Origin of the sequence: Bradyrhizobium sp. LA6.1 (assembly GCF_040547805.1) — a bacterium.
Taxonomy (GTDB): domain Bacteria; phylum Pseudomonadota; class Alphaproteobacteria; order Rhizobiales; family Xanthobacteraceae; genus Bradyrhizobium; species Bradyrhizobium barranii.
This window is the reverse complement of the sequence record NZ_JBEPQK010000010.1, coordinates 234,380-254,890: the sequence shown is the minus strand read 5'-3', so window position 1 is coordinate 254,890 and position 20,511 is coordinate 234,380. Positions and strand designations below refer to the sequence as shown.

At 65.4% G+C, this 20,511-nt stretch carries 22 protein-coding genes and 1 other RNA gene; 9 read left to right on the top strand and 14 right to left on the bottom strand.

The genetic code is table 11. From position 1 onward, the window contains the following. Positions 1-74 precede the first annotated feature (74 nt). The 6 genes from ABIB99_RS25040 (at position 75) to ABIB99_RS25015 (ending at position 4,724) form a co-directional block, all read left to right on the top strand. Positions 75-1,055: a GlxA family transcriptional regulator gene (locus ABIB99_RS25040; RefSeq protein WP_085398517.1), complete on the top strand. Its 981-nt coding sequence runs from the start codon at positions 75-77 to the stop codon at positions 1,053-1,055. A 127-nt stretch (positions 1,056-1,182) separates the two neighbouring features. After that, positions 1,183-1,279: signal recognition particle sRNA small type (gene ffs / locus ABIB99_RS25035), an RNA gene on the top strand. A gap of 94 nt (positions 1,280-1,373) precedes the next feature. Beyond that, positions 1,374-3,212: a DNA polymerase III subunit gamma/tau gene (locus tag ABIB99_RS25030; RefSeq protein WP_354177841.1), complete on the top strand. Its 1,839-nt coding sequence runs from the start codon at positions 1,374-1,376 to the stop codon at positions 3,210-3,212. A gap of 123 nt (positions 3,213-3,335) precedes the next feature. Continuing rightward, a complete protein-coding gene (locus ABIB99_RS25025; RefSeq protein ID WP_028148995.1) occupies positions 3,336-3,656 on the top strand; it encodes a YbaB/EbfC family nucleoid-associated protein in 321 nt (106 codons plus the stop codon). Between the two features lies 1 nt (position 3,657). Continuing rightward, positions 3,658-4,260, top strand: coding sequence for a recombination mediator RecR (gene recR, locus ABIB99_RS25020; protein ID WP_354177840.1), 603 nt, complete (start codon positions 3,658-3,660; stop codon positions 4,258-4,260). A 26-nt stretch (positions 4,261-4,286) separates the two neighbouring features. Beyond that, on the top strand, positions 4,287-4,724 hold the full coding sequence (locus tag ABIB99_RS25015) for a hypothetical protein (RefSeq protein ID WP_063979822.1): 438 nt from the start codon (positions 4,287-4,289) through the stop codon (positions 4,722-4,724). A 168-nt stretch (positions 4,725-4,892) separates the two neighbouring features. Here ABIB99_RS25015 and ABIB99_RS25010 read toward each other — a convergent pair whose 3' ends face one another. The 3 genes from ABIB99_RS25010 to ABIB99_RS25000 all read right to left on the bottom strand — a co-directional run bounded on the left by ABIB99_RS25010 (position 4,893) and on the right by ABIB99_RS25000 (position 7,908). Next, positions 4,893-6,257 carry an AmpG family muropeptide MFS transporter gene (locus tag ABIB99_RS25010; protein WP_354177839.1) on the bottom strand — a complete coding sequence of 455 codons (1,365 nt, stop codon included), beginning with the start codon at positions 6,255-6,257 and terminating at the stop codon, positions 4,893-4,895. An 86-nt stretch (positions 6,258-6,343) separates the two neighbouring features. Next, positions 6,344-6,646 (bottom strand): GIY-YIG nuclease family protein, encoded by a 303-nt coding sequence (locus ABIB99_RS25005; protein WP_212100199.1) that lies wholly within the window; start codon positions 6,644-6,646, stop codon positions 6,344-6,346. A 62-nt stretch (positions 6,647-6,708) separates the two neighbouring features. After that, positions 6,709-7,908 (bottom strand): DNA recombination protein RmuC, encoded by a 1,200-nt coding sequence (locus ABIB99_RS25000; protein ID WP_354177838.1) that lies wholly within the window; start codon positions 7,906-7,908, stop codon positions 6,709-6,711. Between the two features lie 171 nt (positions 7,909-8,079). On the opposite strand from ABIB99_RS25000, the gene def reads away from it, so the two are divergent. From def to truA, 3 genes are all read left to right on the top strand, one after another. Beyond that, positions 8,080-8,604 (top strand): peptide deformylase, encoded by a 525-nt coding sequence (def, locus tag ABIB99_RS24995; protein WP_063979819.1) that lies wholly within the window; start codon positions 8,080-8,082, stop codon positions 8,602-8,604. Between the two features lie 138 nt (positions 8,605-8,742). Then, a complete protein-coding gene (gene fmt / locus ABIB99_RS24990) occupies positions 8,743-9,666 on the top strand; it encodes a methionyl-tRNA formyltransferase (protein WP_354177837.1) in 924 nt (307 codons plus the stop codon). 119 nt (positions 9,667-9,785) lie between these two features. Further along, complete coding sequence (gene truA / locus ABIB99_RS24985; RefSeq protein ID WP_354177836.1) at positions 9,786-10,523, top strand: tRNA pseudouridine(38-40) synthase TruA; 738 nt, start codon at positions 9,786-9,788, stop codon at positions 10,521-10,523. Positions 10,524-10,696: 173 nt separating this feature from the next. Here the strand turns inward: truA and dapE are convergent, their stop codons facing one another. From dapE to rpmH, 11 genes are all read right to left on the bottom strand, one after another. Beyond that, positions 10,697-11,863 (bottom strand): succinyl-diaminopimelate desuccinylase, encoded by a 1,167-nt coding sequence (dapE, locus tag ABIB99_RS24980; RefSeq protein WP_354177835.1) that lies wholly within the window; start codon positions 11,861-11,863, stop codon positions 10,697-10,699. Then, positions 11,860-12,498, bottom strand: a complete 639-nt coding sequence (locus ABIB99_RS24975; protein WP_354177834.1) for a DUF805 domain-containing protein — start codon at positions 12,496-12,498, stop codon at positions 11,860-11,862. The genes dapE and ABIB99_RS24975 overlap by 4 nt, the downstream gene beginning before the upstream one ends. 268 nt (positions 12,499-12,766) lie before the next feature. Further along, on the bottom strand, positions 12,767-13,612 hold the full coding sequence (dapD, locus tag ABIB99_RS24970; RefSeq protein ID WP_063979813.1) for a 2,3,4,5-tetrahydropyridine-2,6-dicarboxylate N-succinyltransferase: 846 nt from the start codon (positions 13,610-13,612) through the stop codon (positions 12,767-12,769). A 125-nt stretch (positions 13,613-13,737) separates the two neighbouring features. After that, positions 13,738-14,430, bottom strand: a complete 693-nt coding sequence (locus ABIB99_RS24965; protein ID WP_354177833.1) for a pyrimidine 5'-nucleotidase — start codon at positions 14,428-14,430, stop codon at positions 13,738-13,740. 206 nt (positions 14,431-14,636) lie between these two features. Beyond that, entirely contained in the window at positions 14,637-15,623 is a 987-nt protein-coding gene (locus ABIB99_RS24960) for a DUF1036 domain-containing protein (RefSeq protein ID WP_354177832.1), read from the bottom strand. 155 nt (positions 15,624-15,778) lie between these two features. Then, a complete protein-coding gene (argB, locus tag ABIB99_RS24955; protein WP_028148983.1) occupies positions 15,779-16,666 on the bottom strand; it encodes an acetylglutamate kinase in 888 nt (295 codons plus the stop codon). Between the two features lie 179 nt (positions 16,667-16,845). Continuing rightward, on the bottom strand, positions 16,846-17,220 hold the full coding sequence (locus ABIB99_RS24950; RefSeq protein WP_502917511.1) for a DUF423 domain-containing protein: 375 nt from the start codon (positions 17,218-17,220) through the stop codon (positions 16,846-16,848). Further along, a complete protein-coding gene (gene yihA / locus ABIB99_RS24945; protein ID WP_063979810.1) occupies positions 17,217-17,870 on the bottom strand; it encodes a ribosome biogenesis GTP-binding protein YihA/YsxC in 654 nt (217 codons plus the stop codon). The genes ABIB99_RS24950 and yihA overlap by 4 nt, the downstream gene beginning before the upstream one ends. Before the next feature lie 139 nt (positions 17,871-18,009). Next, a complete protein-coding gene (gene yidC / locus ABIB99_RS24940) occupies positions 18,010-19,851 on the bottom strand; it encodes a membrane protein insertase YidC (RefSeq protein ID WP_063979809.1) in 1,842 nt (613 codons plus the stop codon). A 16-nt stretch (positions 19,852-19,867) separates the two neighbouring features. Further along, the gene (gene rnpA / locus ABIB99_RS24935; protein ID WP_354177831.1) at positions 19,868-20,269 is read right to left on the bottom strand and encodes a ribonuclease P protein component; all 402 of its coding nucleotides are present in this window, start codon (positions 20,267-20,269) and stop codon (positions 19,868-19,870) included. 28 nt (positions 20,270-20,297) lie between these two features. After that, a complete protein-coding gene (rpmH, locus tag ABIB99_RS24930) occupies positions 20,298-20,432 on the bottom strand; it encodes a 50S ribosomal protein L34 (protein ID WP_008542748.1) in 135 nt (44 codons plus the stop codon). Positions 20,433-20,511: the final 79 nt, after the last annotated feature.

The window sequence follows — 20,511 nt, the reverse complement described above, 5'->3', positions numbered from 1 at the left end:
ACTGTAAATCCGGGCTACGTTGTCTTAAATCGACGTAATACGTCAAAAACGGACAAATCCGGATCGAGGCGGACATGGGTGCAAAGCCGAAACCAAGGACGGTTGTGATCGTGGCGCTGCCAGGCGTGCAGCTGCTCGATGTCGCAGGGCCGCTCGATGTGTTCGCCGAGGCGAACGTGCAGGCCGGCTATCCCGCCTATGCCTTGTTCGTGGCGGGCGCGGAGCCAGGGCCGATCCGCAGTTCCTCAGGCGTCCAGCTGATGCCCGACCGAATCGTCGACCGCGACTTCCAGGAGCCGATCGACACCTTGCTGGTGGCGGGATGCCCGAACGCGGCCGAAGTCCCGGCGGACGGGAGCGTGATCGACTGGCTGCGGCGGCGGGCTTCGCGGACCCGCAGATTCGGCTCGGTTTGCAGCGGGGCCTTCTTCCTTGCCGCCGCCGGTCTCCTTGATGGCAGGCGGGTCACGACGCATTGGGCGGTCGCAGACATGCTGGCCAGCAAATTCCCGTCGGTCACCGTGGACAAGGATGCCATCTACGTCACCGACGGCAAGCTCCGCACGGCCGCCGGCGTGACCGCAGGGCTCGACCTCGCGCTGGCACTGGTCGAGGAAGATCTCGGGCGCGACACGGCCATGAGAGTCGCAAGCCAGCTCGTGATGTTCTTCAAGCGCCCGGGTGGGCAGATGCAGTTCACCCGCAAGGGCGAGGCTGTTCCCGCCGGCCGCGCCGCATTGCAGGAGCTGCAGCGCTGGGTCGCCGCCAATCCCGGGCTCGACCACAGCGTTGCGAGCCTGGCGACGCGCATGGAGCTCAGCCCGAGGCACTTTGCACGGCTGTTCCGCGCCGAGGTGGGCGTCACGCCTGCGACCTGGGTCGAGGAAGCCCGCGTCAATGCGGCGAGGCGGCTGCTCGAGTTTGGCAATGAAGCCCCGAAGCAGGTGGCGCTCCATTGTGGATTCGCCGATGCCGATACGCTGCGCCGCGCGTTCAATCGTCACGTCGGCGTGACGCCCGCCGAGTATCGCAAGCGGTTTGCGCGAATCACGTAGGTTCCAGCTCGCCAACACCGAGCCGGCTTCCGCGTCCAAATGGGCCGGCGGGGGCCGCCCAGCGGGGTGTGCGGGACCTACGGATACCCGCTTGCTTTCCCGACCTTTTGGCCCCAAATAGGGACCGGGAGATTGGCGGTGGACGAGCCACTCGCCAACCGGGTCAGGTCCGGAAGGAAGCAGCCCTAACGAGGTCCGGATCGGGTCGCTCGTCAGTCTCCTACCTGTTTTTCCGAGCGAATTGCGCCGGCGGGCTTCCCGTCAGCGCGCTCCTTTCCGCAAAAGCCGGGCGAAAGACATTCCATTGCGGATCGACCGATGACCGACGCTGGCGCCCCTCCCAACCCCGACAGCGCCGGCCAGGCCAGCACGCCCTACCGGGTGCTGGCGCGCAAATACCGGCCCTCCAGCTTCGACGACCTGATCGGCCAGGAGGCCGTGGTCCGCACCGTCTCGAACGCGTTCGAGACCGGGCGCATTCCGCAGGCCTGGATCCTCACAGGCGTCCGCGGCGTCGGCAAGACCACCACCGCGCGTATTCTGGCCCGTGCGCTCAACTACGAGATGCCGGACGGATCGGTGAAGGGCCCGACCATCCACATGCCGACCCTGGGCGTGCATTGCCAGGCGATCATGGAAAGCCGGCACATGGACGTGCTGGAGATGGACGCCGCCTCCCACACCGGCGTCGACGACGTCCGCCAGATCAATGACAGCGTGCGTTACGCGCCGGCCAGCGCCCGCTACAAGGTCTACATCATCGACGAAGTCCACATGCTGTCGACGGCGGCGTTCAACGCCTTCCTGAAGACGCTGGAGGAACCGCCGGAGCACGCCAAATTCGTGTTCGCGACCACCGAGATCCGCAAGGTTCCGGTCACGGTGCTGTCGCGCTGCCAGCGTTTTGACCTGCGCCGGGTCGAGGCCGACGTGCTGATGAAGCACCTCGCCAATATCGCGGCCAAGGAAAACGTCGAGATCGAGCCCGAGGCGCTCGGCATCATCGCGCGCGCCGCGGAAGGCTCGGTGCGCGATTCGCTGTCGCTGCTCGACCAGGCGATCGCGCACGCGGCAGGCACCGTGAAGGCGGATGCGGTCAGGCAGATGCTGGGCCTCGCCGACCGCACCCGCGTCATAGACCTGTTCGATTCGCTGGCGCGCGGCGACATCGCTGCCGCTTTCAAGGAGTTCCGCGACCAGTACGACGTCGGCGCCGATCCGATCGTCGTGCTGTCGGACCTTGCCGAGTTCGTCAATTTCGTCACCCGCGTGAAGATCGTGCCGGCGACCGCCGACAACGTCGCCTATGGCGAGACCGAGCGCGTGCGCGCGCGGGATTTTGCCTCGAAGATCTCGATGCGCGTACTGTCGCGGATGTGGCAGATGCTGCTCAAGGGCATCACCGAGGTTCAGGCCGCGACGCGCCCCGCAGCGGCCGCCGAGATGGTGCTGGTGCGCATCGCCTATGTCGCCGACCTGCCGACGCCGGACGAAGCGATCAGGATGCTGGAGCAGAACGGCGGCGGCTCGCCGGTCGTGGGCGGCGGAAGTGCCGCGCGCAGAGGCGCGCCGGGTGCGCCGGTGGCCTCCGCGGCGCCGATTGCTTCGGCTGCACCCATGCGCGCACCGACCTCGTCACCGTCCGCGTTCGGCGGCGGCGCCGCCCGGCCGCAGATGGCGGCGCCCGCGCCGGATCCGCAAGGGGCCGCGCCCCAGCTGCGCATCACGAGCTTCACCCAGCTCGTCGCGGTCGCCGGGCAGAAGCGCGATCTCATGACCAAGGCCGCGCTCGAAGGCGACATGCGCCTCGTTCGTTTCGAGGAGGGCCGGCTGGAAGTCGCACTCGAGCCTAACGCCTCCAAGACCATGATCTCCGAGCTTGCGCGAAAATTCGAGCTCTGGACCGGCCGGCGCTGGACCGTGATCGTCTCCAACGAGCAGGGCCAGCCGACGCTGCGCTCGCTGAACCAGGCGGCGAAGCAGGAACATGCGCGCTCCGCCGAAGCCGATCCGCGCGTGCAGGAGGTGCTGTCGCGTTTTCCCGGTGCGAAGGTCGTCGAGGTCCGCAGGCTTGCCCCCGAGGCGCCGGAAACCAATATGAATGCGGACTATGGCAGTGACGATCCGCCCGATGGTTCCGACGGCGACGATCTCTAGAGCATGATCCGGACCCGAAGGGCCGCGTAGCGCAAAGTGTGAAGCGGTTTTCCGATTAGATCAGGCTCAAACCAAAAGTTAAGGCGCGATGACGAGTCATCGCGCCAACCAAGGACAGCACCGATGGTCGATATTTTCGGCATGATGAAGCAGGCGCAGCAGCTGCAATCCAAGATGCAGGAGATGCAGGATCAGCTCTCCAACGTCGAGGTCGAAGGCATCTCCGGCGGCGGTCTCGTCGCCGTGCGCATGACCGCGAAGATGGACGTGAAGGGCATCAAGATCGATCCCTCGCTGATGAAGCCGGAAGAGCGCGAGGTGCTCGAGGACCTGCTCGTCACCGCCCTCGGCGATGCCCGCCGCAAGGCCGAGACGGCCGTGCAGGAGAAGATGCAGGCGCTCACGGGCGGCCTCAGCCTGCCGCCGGGTATGTTCGGCCAATAAGATGGGTTCGGTTGCAGGTCCCGAGATCGAGCGGCTGGTCCAGCTCCTCGCACGGCTGCCGGGCCTCGGTCCGCGCTCGGCGCGGCGTGCGGCGCTGCATCTGATCAAGAAGCGCGAAGCGCTGATGATGCCGCTGTCTTCGGCCCTGCAGGTCGCGCTCGACAAGGTCCAGGTCTGCAAGACCTGCGGCAACATCGACACGCAAAATCCCTGCACGGTCTGCATCGATCCGAAGCGCGATCCCGCCATCATCGTCGTGGTCGCCGATGTCGCCGATCTCTGGGCGCTGGAACGGGCCAATGCGACCCAGGGCCGCTATCACGTGCTGGGAGCGACCTTGTCGCCGCTCGACGGTGTCGGCCCGCAGGATCTCACCATCGACGCGCTGGTGGCGCGTGCGCATGCTGCCGAGGTGCACGAGATCATCCTGGCGCTGAACGCGACGGTCGACGGCCAGACCACGGCGCACTACATCACCGACCTGCTTCAGGACGCCAACGTAAAAGTAACCCGGCTGGCCCATGGTGTGCCGGTCGGTGGCGAGCTTGATTATCTCGACGAAGGTACGCTATCGGCCGCGATGCGGCAGCGGACCCTGTTCTAGCCATCCAGACCTACGGAACGGACGACATGACGAAACTTTTCGCCACACGATCGGCTTTGGTCGCGACGATGATAATGCTGGCGACCCCGGCCATCTCCGCGCAGCAGGACGACGGGGCGCCGCCGCCGCCGAAGCCCGGCAAGCCAATCAGTGCCGGCGAGGTGCTCTCGGGCGAATTGAACGCAATGAAGGTGCGCGACATCAAGAACGCCGGCAAGCGGATTGCGATGTACCAGATCACCTCCGAGCCGCGTCGCCTGCCGGCGCCGAACGGGCTGTGCAATCTCGAGACTGGCCCTGAGACGTTCCAGCTCGTCACTTCCAGCGACGCGCAGGCCACGCAGCTGAAATCGTTCGTCGGCAAGGCGATCTCGGTCAAGGTCGACGAAGTCGCCTGCGCCAGCGATCCCGGCCAGATGAGCGAAGCCGTGATCACGAAGTGGAGCTTGATCAAGAAGCAGTAGGGACTGAGTGCGAATCGCGACGCCCTCTCCACGGTTCCAGTGTCATCGCCCGCCTTGTGCGCACTTGCGCACTGGGGCGGGCGATCCAGTATTCCAGAGACAGTAGTGATACCTCGATAGGCCGCGGCGTACTGGATGCCCCGCCGTCGCGGGGCATGACAGTGGTGGCTAAACCCTCACCGGCCCCAGCGTCTCGAAATGCCCGCGCTTCTGCAGCCAGGCCAGCAGCACAAGGCTCGGGATCGCCACCAGCACGCAGATCACGAAGAACAGCGGCCAGCCCGTCGTGTCCGCCACGAAGCCCGCACTCGCGGACAGATATGTGCGCCCGACTGCGGCGAGCGCGGTGAGCAGCGCGTATTGCGTCGCCGTGTGCAGCGGATTCTGGCACAGCGCGGAGAGATAGGCGACGAAGATCACGGTGCCGATGGCGCTGGTAAAGTTCTCGCAGGTGATGGCAAAGGCCAGCGCCCATTGGCTGGTGCCGACGAAGGCCAGCCAGGAGAAGGAGAGATTGGCGAGCGCCTGCACCACGCCGCCGATCCACAGGCTGGTCGCCAGCGAATAGCGCCGCGCGAGGAAGCCGCCGGCAAAGCCGCCGATCAGCGTTGCCGCGAGGCCGACGCCCTTCACGATCGCCGCATAATCGTTGCGGGAAAATCCGAGGTCGATCACGAACGGCGCGGTCATCGTGCCGGAGAAGGCATCGGTGAACTTGAACAGCACGACGAAGGCGAGCGCGGCGAGCGCGTCCTTGCGCGACAGGAATTCCGAGAAGGCCCCGATCGCCGCGTGCAGCACGCGCGCGAGCGCCGTCTCGGTTTGTATCGCGGCTTCCGCCTGCACCGATTGCTCGGGCTCGGTCGCGGCCAGCGCGGTGATCGTGCCGATCAGCACCATCGCCGCCATCACCACGTAGCCCCACATCCAGGCCGACGCGCGCGGAATGCCGGTGCCCTCGAAGCCGGACACGATGAACAGCGCGCCCGCGGTCGAGACCAGCATGCCGATGCGGTAGGCCGCGACGTAGGAAGCCATTCCGGCGGCCTGCTCGCTCTCCGGCAGGCTCTCGACGCGGAAGGCGTCGACCACGATGTCCTGCGTCGAGGACGTCGTCGCGACCAGCAGCGCGCCGAGCGCGACGTAGAACGGCGAGCGCGCGGGATCGGTGAGCGCCAGCAGCAGGATCGCGATGATCAGCAATAGCTGCGAGAACAGCAGCCAGCCGCGCCGCCGCCCGAACGCGCGCGTGAACAGCGGCACATGCAGCGCATCCACCAGCGGCGCCCACAGGAATTTCAGCGTGTAGGGAGTGCCGACCAGCGCAAACAGCCCGATGGTCTTGAGATCGACCCCGGCCTCGCGCATCCACACCAGCAGCGTCGAGCCCGACAGCGCCAGCGGCAGCCCGGACGAGAAGCCGAGGAACAGCACGATCAGCACCCGCGGTTGCAGGTACACGGCCAAGCCGTCGCGCCAGGAGCTAGGGGCCGTGTCGGGGCTGGCAGGGGAGGTCGCGTCGGGTGCGGTCATGGGGAGGTGTTAGCAGATTCTGGGGGCCACAAGTGAGGCGTCGTCGCCCGGCTTGACCGGGCGACCCAGTATCCCAGAGGCCGGAATTATGGAGGACCCGCGATCCCCGAATAGAGATCGTTCCAATCCGGATTGTCTTTCTCGATCAGCGCGATCTTCCAGTCGCGCTTCCACTTCTTCAGTCGTTTCTCCCGTTTGATCGCATTCTCGGGATCATCGAACTGCTCGAAATAGACTAGCTTCACGACGCCGTAGTCCTTCGTGAAGCTCTCGACCAACTGCAATTTGTGTTCGGCTACGCGGCGGATGAGGTCATTTGTCACGCCAATGTAGAGCGTGCCACCAATCTTGCTGGCTAGGATGTACACGTAGTAGCAGCGTGCGCCCATCTGCCGTCTCTGGGATACTGGGTCGCCCGGTCAAGCCGGGCGACGACAGTGTGCCTCAAAACTCACTCCCCCGCCTGGAGCTTCCTCGGGAACAGCTCCGCGGCTCCTGCCGCCACCAGATGCGGCCCCTCCGGCGCGTCGGTCTTGCTGAAATCGAGCTCCTCGATTCGCCCCGCGCGCTTCTCGATCTTGTCGGCGGAGATCAGCACCTGCCGCACGTCCTCGTTGGCGTCGGCAAAATGCTTCTGCAATTTCAGCACGCGGTCGCGCAGGCGTCCCAAATCGTCGCCGAGCTTGATCACCTCGGTGCGGATCTGGTCGGCGGCGTCGCGCATGCGCGCGTCCTTCATGATCTGCTGCATCACCTGGATCGCGAGCATCAGCAGCGAAGGCGACACCAGCACGACACGGGCGCGATAGGCCTTCTGGATCACGTCGTCGAAACCGTCATGGATCTCGGCATAGACCGATTCCGACGGCACGAACATCAGCGCCATCTCTTGGGTCTCGCCGGCGACGAGATATTTGTCGGCGATGTCGCTGACATGCTTCATGACGTCGCCGCGCAGCCGCTGCGTGGCGATGCGCTTCTCCTCGTCGGTGCGGGCGTCGTGCAGCGCGGTCATCGCCTCCAGCGGAAATTTTGCGTCGATGCAGAGCGGGCGCTGGTCGGGCAGGAACACCACGCAATCCGGCCGCTTTCCCGTCGAGAGCGTGAACTGGAACTCGTAGGCGCCCTTCGGCAAGCCGTCCTGGACGATCGCCTCCATCCGCGCCTGGCCGAAGGCGCCGCGCGACTGCTTGTTGGCGAGCACGTCGCGCAGGGTTGTCACCTGCGTGGTGAGGTCGGTCAGGTTCTTGTGCGCGTTGTCGATGATGCCGAGCCGCTCGTGCAGGGCGCGCAGGCTCTCCATGGTGTTGCGGGTCGAGTGTTCCATCGACTGGCCGACCCGATGGGTCACCGAATCCAGCCGCTCGTTGACCGCGCGCGCCATGTCGGCCTGGCGGCCGGCCAGCGCCTGGGTCATGGCGTCGGCTCGGCCGGCAGCTTCGCTCTGGGCGTGCAGCACCTGGCTGAGGCGCTCCTCGAGCTCGTCCGCGCGGATGGCATTGGCCATGGCGAGTTCCGCGCCGCGCCGCCCGGATCGCGCGATCACGACCGCGATCACCACCAGCAGGATGACGACGAGGGCGCCGAAGCCGATCAACGCATCGATCGTGCGGACCGGCCAGTCGCCAGCCAGGAAAATGATCTCGTTCATGGCGGCCCTTGTAGCCGATTCGACACCCTCCGCGAACGAATAGCGAACGCTTATGGTTAATAGCCCCCTAATTTTTATGGTTAACGAAACCTGAAGTTTTATGGTTAGCGGAGGGTTAACGGAGTTCCTCGCCGCATTGACCGCATCCGGCATGCGGCTTAAATCGCGGCCATGGCCCTCAGAGAAATCATCATCCTGCCCGACAAGCAGCTGCGTCTGGTCTCCAAGCCGATCGAGAAGGTCACGACGGAGATCCGCAAGCTTGCTGACGACATGTTCGAGACCATGTACGACGCGCCCGGCATCGGGCTCGCGGCGATCCAGATCGCGCAGCCCTTGCGGCTGATCACCATGGACCTCGCCAAGCCTGACCCGGACGGCGAGACCAAGCCGGAGCCGCGTGTCTTCATCAACCCTGAAATTATCGCCTCCTCCGAGGATCTGTCGGTCTACGAGGAAGGCTGCCTCTCGATCCCCGAATATTACGAGGAGGTCGAAAGGCCTGCGAAGGTGCGCGTGCGCTTCACCGACCTCGACGGCAAGGTGCACGAGGAGGACGCCGAAGGCCTCTACGCCACCTGCATCCAGCACGAGATCGACCATCTCAACGGCGTGCTGTTCGTCGACTATCTGTCAAAACTCAAGCGCGACCGCGTGATCAAGAAGTTCGAGAAAGCCGCCAAGCGGGCGGAGTAGCCACGTCCTCCGCCGTCATGCCCGGCCTCGTGCCGGGCATCCACGTTCTTTGCCGCCGCGAGCAGCGAGAACGTGGATGGCCGGGACAAGCCCGGCCATGACGAGTAACTTGCTCGTTTCCGAGGATTGTCTCGCCACATGCCCCTCCGCCTGATCTTCATGGGCACGCCCGATTTCTCCGTGCCGACGCTCCTCGAGCTGGTCTCGCACGGCCACGAGATCGCGGCGGTCTATACCCGCGCGCCCAAGCCCGGCGGGCGGCGCGGCCTTCAACTGCAGCCGACCCCGGTCGAGGAAGCCGCGCGAAAGCTCGGCGTGCCCGTGCTGACGCCGAAGTCGTTGAAGACGCCCGAGGCGCTCGACGAGTTTCGCGCCTTCGATGCCGATGCCGCCGTCGTCGTCGCCTATGGCATGATCCTGCCGCAGGCGATCCTCGATGCGCCGAAGCTCGGCTGTTACAATCTGCACGCTTCGCTGCTGCCGCGCTGGCGCGGCGCCGCGCCGATCAACCGCGCGATCATGGAAGGCGACGCCGAGAGCGGCGTCATGGTGATGAAGATGGATGTCGGGCTCGACACCGGCGACGTCGCCATGGCCGAGCGTCTTGCGATCACGGACAACATGACCGCGGTCGATCTGCATGACCGTCTCTCCCGGCTCGGTGCCGATCTGATGGTGCGCGCGATGGCCGCGCTTGCCCGAGGCGGGCTCCAGCTCAAGAAGCAGAGCGAGGATGGCGTCACCTACGCCGCCAAGATCGACAAGGCCGAAGCGCGGATCGACTGGACCAGGCCCGCGCGCGCCGTGCTGCGCCACATCCACGGCCTGTCGCCGTTTCCCGGCGCCTGGGCCGAGCTTGAGAATGCGCGCGTAAAAATCCTGCGCTGCGAGCTGGCGAAGGGCTCCGGTGCACCCGGCGAGGTGTTCGACGACCAGCTCACGATTGCCTGCGGCGAGGGCGCGATCCGCATCCTCGAGCTCCAGCGCGAGGGCAAGGCGCGGATGCAGGCCACGGACTTTTTGCGCGGCGTGCCGGTGAAGCCGGGAGCCAAATTCACGTAGCGCTGTCATACCCCGCGAAGGCGGGGTATCCAGTACGCCGAGGCTTCTCGGCTGAACAGAGATGTCTCGGAGTACTGGATCGCCCGGTCAGGCCGGGCGATGACACCACCCGGATTGAGATGCCCCGCTACAAGCTCATCATCGAATATGACGGCGCGCCGTTCTTCGGCTGGCAGGTGCAGGACACGCTGCCTTCCGTGCAGGGCGCGCTCGAGGCGGCGGTGAAGGCGATGACCGGCGCGGATTTGCGCGTGCACGGTGCGGGCCGCACCGATGCCGGCGTGCATGCGCGCGGCCAGGTCGCGCATGTCGACATCGACAAGCAGTTTCCGCCGGGCCGTTTTCGTGACGGGCTGAACGCGCATCTGCGCCCGCATCCGATCGCGGTGTTGGAGGCCGAGATCGTCCCTGACACCTTCGAGGCACGCTTCTCGGCCGTGAAGCGGCACTACCGCTACCGCGTCGTCAACACCCGCGCCAATCTCGCGCTTGATATCGGTCACGCCTGGCGCGTGCCGCGCCGGCTCGATGCCGATGCGATGCATGCGGCGGCACAACGTCTGCTCGGCAAGCACGATTTCACGACGTTTCGTGACACCGAGTGCCAGGCCAAGTCGCCGGAGAAGACGCTCGACCAGCTCGACGTGCACCGCGACGGCCGCGAGATCACGATTCTCACCTCGGCGCGCTCCTTCCTGCACAGCCAGGTGCGCTCGATGGTGGGGTCGCTGGTCTGGGTCGGCGAGGGCCGCTGGACCGCGGACGATCTCTCCGCAGCGCTCGCAGCCCGCAACCGCGCGGCGTGCGGCATCGTCGCGCCGCCTGACGGGCTGTATCTGATGAAAGTGGATTATTGAGGCGACAAGCGAGAGTGCGGAGAGCGTGCTCTCTCCATGCCCCCGGTGTCATGCCCCGCGAAGGCGGGGCATCCAGTACGCCGCAGCCTTTCGGTTCAATCACTGTCGTCTCGGAGTACTGGATCGCCCGCCTTCGCGGGCGATGACGGCGGAGGGCGAGGCGGCAGTAGCTTCTACCCAAAATACCGCGTCAGTATCCCCCGATACACCTGCGTCAGTCTCTCCAAATCCACCACCGGCACGCGCTCGTCGACCTGGTGCATGGTCTGGCCGACCAGGCCGAACTCGATCACCGGGCAGTAGCTCGAGATGAAGCGCGCGTCCGAGGTGCCGCCTGAGGTCGACAGCTCTGGCTTGCGGCCCGTGACCTCCTCGATCGCGGAGACCGCGAGGTCGGTGAACGGGCCGGGCTTGGTCACGAACACGTTCGAGTTCGAGGGCTCCCAGACGATGCGGGCCTTGATGCGGTTGCCGCAGGCTTTCGTCAGGCGCGTCTCGACCAGCTCGCGCAAGGATGCCTGGGTGTGGTTGTCGTTGTAGCGGATGTTGAATTTTGCGCGGGCCTCGCCGGGGATGACGTTGTTGGCCTTGTTGCCGACGTCCACCGAGGTGAATTCGAGATTGGAGGCCTGGAATTGCGCGCTGCCATGGTCGAGCGGCTCGTCGCTGATCGCCACGATCAGCCGCGAGATATCAGGCACCGGATTGGACGCGCGGTGCGGATAGGCGACATGGCCCTGCACGCCGTCGACATAGAGCGTACCGGATTGCGAGCCGCGGCGGCCGACCTTGATGGTGTCGCCGAGCGTCTCGACGTTGGAGGGTTCGCCAAGCACGCAATGGTCGAACTTTTCGCCGCGCTCCGCGGCCCATTTCAGCAGCTTGATGGTGCCGTTGATGGAGACGTCTTCCTCGTCGCCGGTGATCAGGAACGAGATCGAGCCCTTTCCATCGGCGCGCGGCGTGCCGCCATTCGCGGCGAGATGCTCGAGCACGGCTGCGACCGAGCAGGCGATGCCGCCCTTCATGTCGACCGCGCCGCGGCCGTGCAGAAAGCCGTCCTTCACCTCACCCGAGAACGCGCCGACGCTCCAGGCGCTCTCGTCACCGGGTGGCACCACGTCGGTGTGGCCGGCGAAGGTGATGTGCGGGCCTTCGGTGCCGATCCGCGCATAGAGATTGTCGACGTCGGCGGTGCCGGGTTCGGAGAAGGTCACACGGTGACAAGTGAAGCCGGCAGCGTTGAGGGCTTTCTCAAGCACGCCCAACGCACCGGCATCGGCCGGAGTTACCGAGGGGCAGCGGATGAGATCGCGGGCAATCGAGAGAGCATCGGTCATGCGCTCCGCTTAACATGCATGCCGCCGGGTGGGCTAGCGCTGGGCGGCACCAATTCGAGCTCGCTTTGCTGGTCCCAGCTTTTTGCAGGGGACGAGCCGTCCTCGGTCTTGGCCAATGGATCAGGACCGAACCGGTTATCGCCGACGCTGCCTGATACGATGAACATCTCGACAAACCCCCACAGCCACAGGATGGACGCGACCAGCCAGAACGGAAGCATCCAGGTGGAGTTCGGCGGCAGGTCCGAGAATTGGCCGTACAGGCCGGGCAGGAAGAAGAACGGAACGAGCCACCAGCCACTCCTGTCGCGATCATGCAGCCGCTTGATCGCAGTCGCGAGATAGATCCAGAGGAACAGCGACAAGCCGAACGCCTTCAGGATCAGGTTGGTGCGATCAACGGGCGCCAGCGAGAGATAGGCCCGGGGATCGACCAGCTTGAAGAGGTCGTCGAGGCCGAAGTCGAAATCGAGTTTCAGGGATAGCTTCAACGCCCCCTCGGCGTTGATGAGGTGGATCACGTGACCGATCACGCCGAGCAGGGCCGCCAGCAGCGCGACGATGAGCAGCGCCTGCCACAGCAAAGCGCGGTTGATGCGGCCGTCGAAGCGGAAGAGGTACCAGGTCCAGTCCATGGCGAAGGTTCCGGGCAGCGGAGGCCGTCCGGTGATTGGTCGCGATGGGGAGAAGGAGGGTTCGATACGGTATCAAACCCGTCATCCCCGCGCAGCGGCGAAGCCGCTGTCGCTGGAGGTGCGAGTGGCGCGATGCAAAGCATCGCGCCGGGAGCCTCGAAGGATGGGCGGCCGGGATGTGGCCGCAGCCGGGCCGTCGCCCTTCGAGGGCCGCCGAAGGGGCGGCCACCTCAGGGTGACGGTAAGGGAATGGCGCTGGTGGCGCCGATCAATCCCGCAACAGCTCGTTGATGCTGGTCTTCGAGCGCGTGCGCTCGTCGACGCGCTTGACGATCACGGCGCAGGCGGTGCTCGGGCCGATCTGGCCGTTCTTCATCGGCTTGCCGGGCAGGGCGCCGGGCACCACCACCGAATACTCAGGCACTTCGCCGATGAAGATCTCGCCGGTCTCGCGATCGACGATCTTGGTCGAGGCGCCCAAAAACACGCCCATCGCCAGCACCGCGCCCTTGCGCACGATCACGCCTTCGGCGACCTCGCTGCGCGCGCCGATGAAGCAGTCGTCCTCGATGATCACGGGCTCGGCCTGCAGCGGCTCGAGCACGCCGCCGATGCCGGCGCCGCCGGAGATGTGCACGCGCTTGCCGATCTGCGCGCAGGAGCCGACGGTGGCCCAGGTGTCGACCATGGTGCTCTCATCGACATAAGCGCCGAGATTGACGAAGGACGGCATCAGCACGACGTTCTTGGCGATGAAGGCCGAGCGGCGGACGACCGAACCCGGCACCGCGCGAAAACCGGCATCGCGAAAACGGTTCTCGCCCCAGCCCTCGAACTTCGAGGGCACCTTGTCCCACCAGGTCGCCTTGCCGGAACCGCCGGGAATGACGCCCATGTCGTTGAGGCGGAAGGAGAGCAGCACGGCCTTCTTCAGCCACTGATTGACCTTCCACTTGCCGTCGGCTCCGCGCTCGGCGACGCGGGCCTCGCCCTTGTCCAGGATCTCCAGCGCCTGGTCCACGGCCTCGCGCACCTCGCCCTTGGTCGAGGTCGAGATGCCGTCACGCGCGTCGAAGGCGCTGTTGATGGTGGATTCGAGAGCGGACAGGGACATCGGGATTTCCTCTAGGAAATGAGAATTTTGACGGATTGGGGCGCTTTTTCGGGATTTGCCGGGGAGGAGTCAAGGCATACTCCGCCGTCGTCCCGGGCTCGCTTCGCGCCCCGGGACGACGGCGGCTATTTGGGCAACAGTCCCGCTAAAAAGCCCGTCAGGTCATCCGTGACGTGGTCGACATGGGGCGCGTCCCGGCCCTCCAGTTCCCAGTCCTCCCGCACCACTTCCTTGGTGCCGTCAGGCACCACCAGCACGGTGGTCATGCCGAGCGCGTGCGGGACGGTGAGGTTGCGGGCGAGGTCCTCGAACATCGCGGCCTTGGTCGGATCGACCGCATGGTCGGCGAGGAATTTTTGATAGGTCAGCGGCGACGGCTTCGGCTCGAACCCGGCGGCGATGATGTCGAACACGCCGTCGAAATGCGTTGCCAGGCCGAGCCGCGCCAGCACGGCATCGACATGGTCGACCGAGCCGTTGGTCAGGATCAGCTTGCGCCCCGACAGTTTTGCGATGGCCTCGCCGAGCGCCGGGTTGGGCTCCAGCGGCGAGTGGTCGATCTTGTGGACGTAGGCGAGGTAGTCGTCGGCGTGCACGCCGTGCAGGGTCATCATGCCGCGCATGGTGGTGCCGAAGCGCTGATAATAATCCTTCTGGATCCTGCGCGCTTCCTCCGGACCGACGTTCAGCCAGTTGCAGACGAACTCCCCGATCCGCGCGTCGACCTGCTGCCACAGATTGACGTGGTGCGGGTAGAGCGTGTTGTCGAGGTCGAACACCCAGGTGTCGACGTGCGTAAAGGTGCGCGAGGAGGTCATATCAAATCTCTATCGGTTGGGTGCAAGCGCCGCCCCACTCTCCGCTGTCGTCCCGGACAAGCGTAAGCGCAGATCCGGGACCCATAACCACAGGGAGGAATCGTTTGCGGGATCGTAGTTACATCGTGCCCAACAACTGCGGCATGTGGTTATGGGTCCCCGCGTTCGCGGGGACGACAGCGGAGTTTGTGGCGCGGTCTGACCCATCACGGCATCGCAAAGCGCAGCGTCTTGCCGCCGCTCGACATGTCCACCACGCCAAAACCCGTCGCCGCGAATCCGCGCGCGCCGCAATCGGCCTGCTCGTTGGTCTCGAACTTGGTCTCGCGCGTGCAGAGCTGCCTGTCGCCGCCCCAGTTCAGTGGCTTGTCCTTCAGCTTAATGACGCGGTTGTCGGCATCGATGGCTTCCGCGAAGCTGAAGATCTGCTTCGGCTGCCCGGTCACATCGGGGTGCAGGCACGTCTTGGGATCGATGCGGTACCAGCCGCGGCTCGTCACGGACTTGCCGTCGTCGGTGGCGACCGCCGCCATCACCTTGTGCGGCGTGTCGTTGCACCAGGTGAGGCCGGTCGCAGAAGGCGTCTGCACCGCATCGACCATGGTCTTGAAGAAGTTCGGCGACGACATGATGTCCGCCGCCAGTCCGCGGCTCTTCAGGAAGGCGGCAAGTGCTGCTTGCGTCTTAGGCCCGTCGACGCCGTCGATCGGCGCAGCGTCGTAGCCCGCGATCACCAGCAGCCGCTGGATGCCGGCGAGGCGCGCCTGCTCGTCGTCATATTCGGAATCCTCGGCGAGATAGGCCGTGAAATTGCCGTCCGCGGCTTGCGTCGGCGTGATCTGGGTGAACGCGGCCTGGGTCTGGCCGCTGCGGCATTGCCGCGCAGCCGCGATGACGAAATTGTCCTGCGCCACGCACAGCATGTCGCTGCCGTTCTGCGGGATCGGCGAGGCGCCGTAGACGCCGAGCGCGCGGGCGTTGAGCAGGATGCGGTCGGCGGTCAGCGTGCCCTGCACCACGACGCGGCAGGTGGCGGGATCGATCCTGAACCAGCCGCGCGTCGCGGTCGCCGCCTTGTCGTCGATGCCGATCGCGGCCTCGACGACATAGGACATGCGGTTGCAGATCTTCAGGTCGGCCAGGGCGGGCGCGGAGGAGAAGAAGAACGAGACGGCCGCGGCGGGCAGTGTCATCAGGAAACGGGTCCGGGTCGAGCGACGATGTCGCCGAGCCCTCAACTCGTCATGCCCGGCCTTGTGCCGGGCATCCACGTTCTTGGCGCGAGACGAAAGGTCGTGGATGGCCGGGACAAGCCCGGCCATGACGGCTTGCTTTGGCCCGCTCATCATCACTTATGGATCAGCGTTCCCGTGCCCGTGTTGGTGAAGAGCTCGAGCAGCACCGCGTGCTGCATCTTGCCGTCGATGATGACGACGCCCTCCACGCCCTGTTCGAGCGCGTAGATGCAGGTCTCGACCTTCGGAATCATGCCGCCGGAAATGGTGCCGTCGGCGATCAGTTTTCGCGCGTCCTTCACCGAAAGCTGCGGGATCAGCTTCTTCGACTTGTCGAGCACGCCCGGCACGTCGGTGAGCAGCAGCAGGCGCTTCGCCTTCAGCGCGCCGGCGACCGCGCCGGCAAAGGTGTCGGCATTGACGTTGAGCGTCTGGCCTTCCTTCGAGGTCGCGAGCGGCGCCAGCACCGGGATCAGCTCATAGCCGATCAGCTGGTTGAGCAGCGTGAGGTCGACCTTCTCGGGGTCGCCGACGAAGCCGAGATCGATCGCCTTCTCGATGTTCGAACCCGGATCGACGATGGTGCGCGTCGTCTTCGACGCCTTCACCATGTTGGCGTCCTTGCCCGACAGGCCCACGGCCTTGCCGCCGGCTTCGTTGATGTAGCCGACGATCTGCTTGTTGACGGAGCCGGCCAGCACCATCTCGACGATCTCGATGGTCGCGGCATCGGTGATGCGCAGGCCTGCTGCGAACTCCGACTGGATGCCGAGGCGCTTGAGCATGGTCGCGATCTGCGGCCCGCCGCCATGCACCACCACCGGGTTGATCGCGGTCTGCTCGAGCAGAACGATGTCGCGGGCAAAGTTCTTCGCGGTCTCCTCGTCGCCCATGGCATGGCCGCCATATTTGATGACGATGGTTTCCTCGTCATACTGCTGCATGTGCGGCAGCGCTTCGGACAGGATGCGGGCCTGGTCGAGCGGGGAGATGTCGGTCATGAGGCGGATCTCGCTGGCGGGACTGTCGGTGCGCGTTCTATCCGATTGGCGGGCGCGGCGCAAAGTGGTCTTCATGCCCCGGACGCAGGCGCGTAGCCCGGATGGAGCGAAGCGTAATCCGGGAATCTAGCCGCGAATTCGGCCCCGGATTGCGCTTCGCTCCATCCGGGCTACGGGCGCTACGGGCTGCGCTTGGCCACCACGGCCGCGAGCGTCACCGCCACCCAGCTCAGGATCATCACCGTCCCACCCGTCGGCGCGGCATACGGAAACAGCGAATGGCCGGCATATTGCCGCAAGGTCAGATCGCCCGCGAACAGCGCGGCGCCGATCACGAAGCCGAACGCCGCGACGAGGCCAATTCCGCCGTGCAGAAGGCCGCGCGCGAGCAGGGCGACGCCTGCGAGTATGGCAGTTGCGTGAAACAGCAGCATGGCGCTGGCGGAGGCGAGCCGGCTGGCGTCGGCGCCATGGGCGGATGCGGCGGCCAGCGCGACGCCGGCGGCGCCCATCAAACCGGCAAGCCCAATCAGCAGGCGGAATGCAGGCGTCACGAGGTTCGCTCTTCCAGCAGCTTCGCCATCGCGGCGCGCAGTTCGGCCATGCCGGTCGAGCTCCGCGACGAGGTCGCGAGCACGTTCGGAAACGCCGCCGGATGTTTTGCCAGCGCGGCCTCGGTCTCGGTGATGCGGGACTCAAGCTCGGACGCCTTCACCTGGTCGGCCTTGGTCAGCACGATCTGGTAGCTCACTGCGGAACGGTCAAGCGTCCCCAGGATTTCGAGATCGACGTCCTTGAGGCCATGCCGCGCGTCGATCAGCACGTAGACGCGCGCGAGCGAGGCGCGCCCCAGCAGGAATTTGTGGATCAGCTCGGTCCAGGACGCGACTTGCGTCTTCGGTGCCTTGGCGTAGCCGTAGCCGGGCATGTCGACGAGGCGCAGGTCCTTCTTGCCGGGGACCTCGAAGAAGATCAGCTCCTGGGTGCGGCCCGGCGTGTGCGAGGTGCGCGCAAGCGCGTTGCGGCCGGTCAGCGCGTTGATCAGGCTGGACTTGCCGACATTGGAGCGGCCGGCAAAGGCGATCTCCAGCCCATCCATCGGCGGCAGCGTCGCAATCGAGGGCGAGGCCCAGATGAACTGCCAGTCGCGGGTGAACAGCTTTCGCCCGGTCTCGATCAGCTTCGCATCTTTGTCGTCGGTCATGCGAAGATCTCACCTCTCGTCATGGCCGGGCTTGTCCCGGCCATCCACGTCTGTTCACACGGTACCCTCCAAAACGTGGATGCCCGGGACAAGCCCGGGCATGACGATGTGGAGGCATTTGCGCCCAACAATGACGGCGCTACGTCGCCTTCTTCGCGAACGTCGCCTTGAGATTGTCGAACAGCTCCACCTTCACGCCGTTGCGGCGCATGATGAAGCTCTGCTGGAGCACCGAGAGCGTGTTGTTCCAGGCCCAGTAGATCACGAGACCCGCCGGGAAGCCCGCCAGCATGAAGGTGAAGATCAGCGGCATCCAGTTGAAGATCAGCTGCTGGGTCGGATCCGGCGGCGTCGGGTTCAGCTTCATCTGGAACCACATCGTGATGCCCATGATGATCGGCCAGATGCCGAGCGCGAGGTAGTGGCCGAACACCGGGATCGTCGTCGGATCGAACGGGATCAGGCCGAACAGGGTGAAGAGATTGGTCGGATCCGGCGCGGAGAGGTCCTTGATCCAGCCGAAGAACGGCGCGTGCCGCATCTCGATGGTGACGAACAGCACCTTGTAGAGCGAGAAGAACACGGGGATCTGGATCACCACGGGAAGACAGCCGGCGACCGGATTGATCTTCTCCTTGCGGTAGATCTCCATCATCTCCTGCTGCTGCTTCACCTTGTCGTCGGGAAAGCGCTCTTTCAGCGCCTGAAGCTGCGGCTGGACCGACTTCATCTTCGCCATCGAGGCGTAGGACTTGTTGGCCAGCGGGAAGAACAGCAGCTTGACGATCACGGTGACGAGCAGGATCGAGATGCCGAAATTGCCGAAGAAGCGGTAGAAGAAGTCGAGGCCGAGGAACATCGGCTTGGTGATGAAGTAGAACCAGCCCCAGTCGATCAGCAGATCGAAATGGTTGAGGCCGAGTTCCTTGTTGTAGCCGCCGAGACCGGCGAACGGGAACACGCCGACGACGCCGGCTTCCTTGGCGCCGGCGAACAGCCGCGCGTTCGCGGTCGCGGTGCCGCCGATCGCGACGGTGACGGGGTCGAGCAAATAATCGGTCTGGTAGGTGTGGACGTTGCCGACCGGGTTCGACGAGAAACGCGCCTGGAGCTGCGCACTGGTGTCCGGCAGCAGCGCCGAAGCCCAGTACTTGTCGGTGATGCCGAGCCAGCCATTGGTGGCCTTGAAGTTCACCGCCTTGGCTTCGTCGATCTTCTTGTAGGCGTATTCCTGCAAGCCATCGAGATAGCCGATCAGGCCTTCATGCAGGATGTAATAGCCGGAGACCTGCGGCGTGCCGTGGCGCGAGATCAGCGCGAACGGGTAGAGCGTAACAGGCGCGTTGCCGACATTGCTCACCTCGTCCTTGAGCGTGAAGAGATAATGGTCGTCGACCGCGATGGTACGGCGGAAGGTGAGGCCCTCGCCATTGTCCCACTTCAGCACCACCGGCGTCGTCGGCGTCAGGCTGCCGCTGCCGTCCTGCTGCCAGAGGGTCTGGGCGTCCGGCAGCTTGGCCGTCACGCCCGTCGCCGGCACCCAGCCGAACTCGGCGTAATAGGGTTCTGCGGTGCCCGAGGGCGAATAGAGCACGATCGGCGGCGACTTCGGGTCGACCGTCTCGCGGTATTGCACCAGCGCAATGTCGTCGATGCGGCCGCCCTTCAGCGAGATGCTGCCGGCAATCCGCGGCGTGTCGATCTTCACGCGCGGGCTGGCTGCAATCGCGCTTTCGCGGGAAACGACCGGCTGGGCCTGGTTCGCGGCCGGTGTTGCCGGCTGGGCCGCGCTGCCGGGCTGCGGCGCGGCGCCCGGCGTTGCGGAGGCCGTCGGCTGCGGCGTGTTCTTCTGGAGCTCGGCCTGCGCCTGCTGCTGGGCGCGCTGCTTCTCCATCGCCGGCACATTGTAGAAATATTGCCAGGCGATCAGGACGAGGCCCGACAGAATGACGGCGAGGATGGTATTGCGATTGTCGGTCATCACTATTGTCTCGTCATCAATCCGGTTTGCGGCTGGTCGCAGGAGCGGGGCCGGGCCTTGAGCCGTCGGTTCTTGGGCCGCGTCCCTTGTGCGTATGCCGCGCAGGCTTCGTGAACGCTATGCGCAGATCGTCGAGCATGGTGGCGAAGTCGCGCGAGAGCGCGTCCCTTCGGCCAACCAGTACATAGTCATGATGGGGCTGCATCGACACCGGGTCGAGCCGCTTCACCAATTCGCGAAGCCGGCGCCGGATGCGATTGCGCTGGGGGGCGTTGCCGTTCTTTTTGGTAACGGTGAAGCCGATCCGGATCGGGCCGCTGTCGTCGCGGCGGCGGCTTTGCAGGACGAACGCGGGACTATTCGCCCGCGCGCCATTGGCAACGGCGAGGAAATCCGCTCGCTGCCTCAGCCGATCCATGATGAAATCCCAAAAATGGGGGTCCGGCTCAGGCGCTCAGACGCTTGCGGCCGCGGGCGCGGCGGGCGGCGAGAACCTTGCGGCCGCCGGCAGTGGCGAGACGGGCACGGAAGCCGTGACGGCGCTTGCGCACCAGTTTGCTGGGTTGATAAGTCCGCTTCACGGGTTTTTCTCCGCTGACCGGGCAATTTGCCTGTAGAATTGATGATAAAGTCCGGAAGATGCGGCCCAAAACGGGCCCT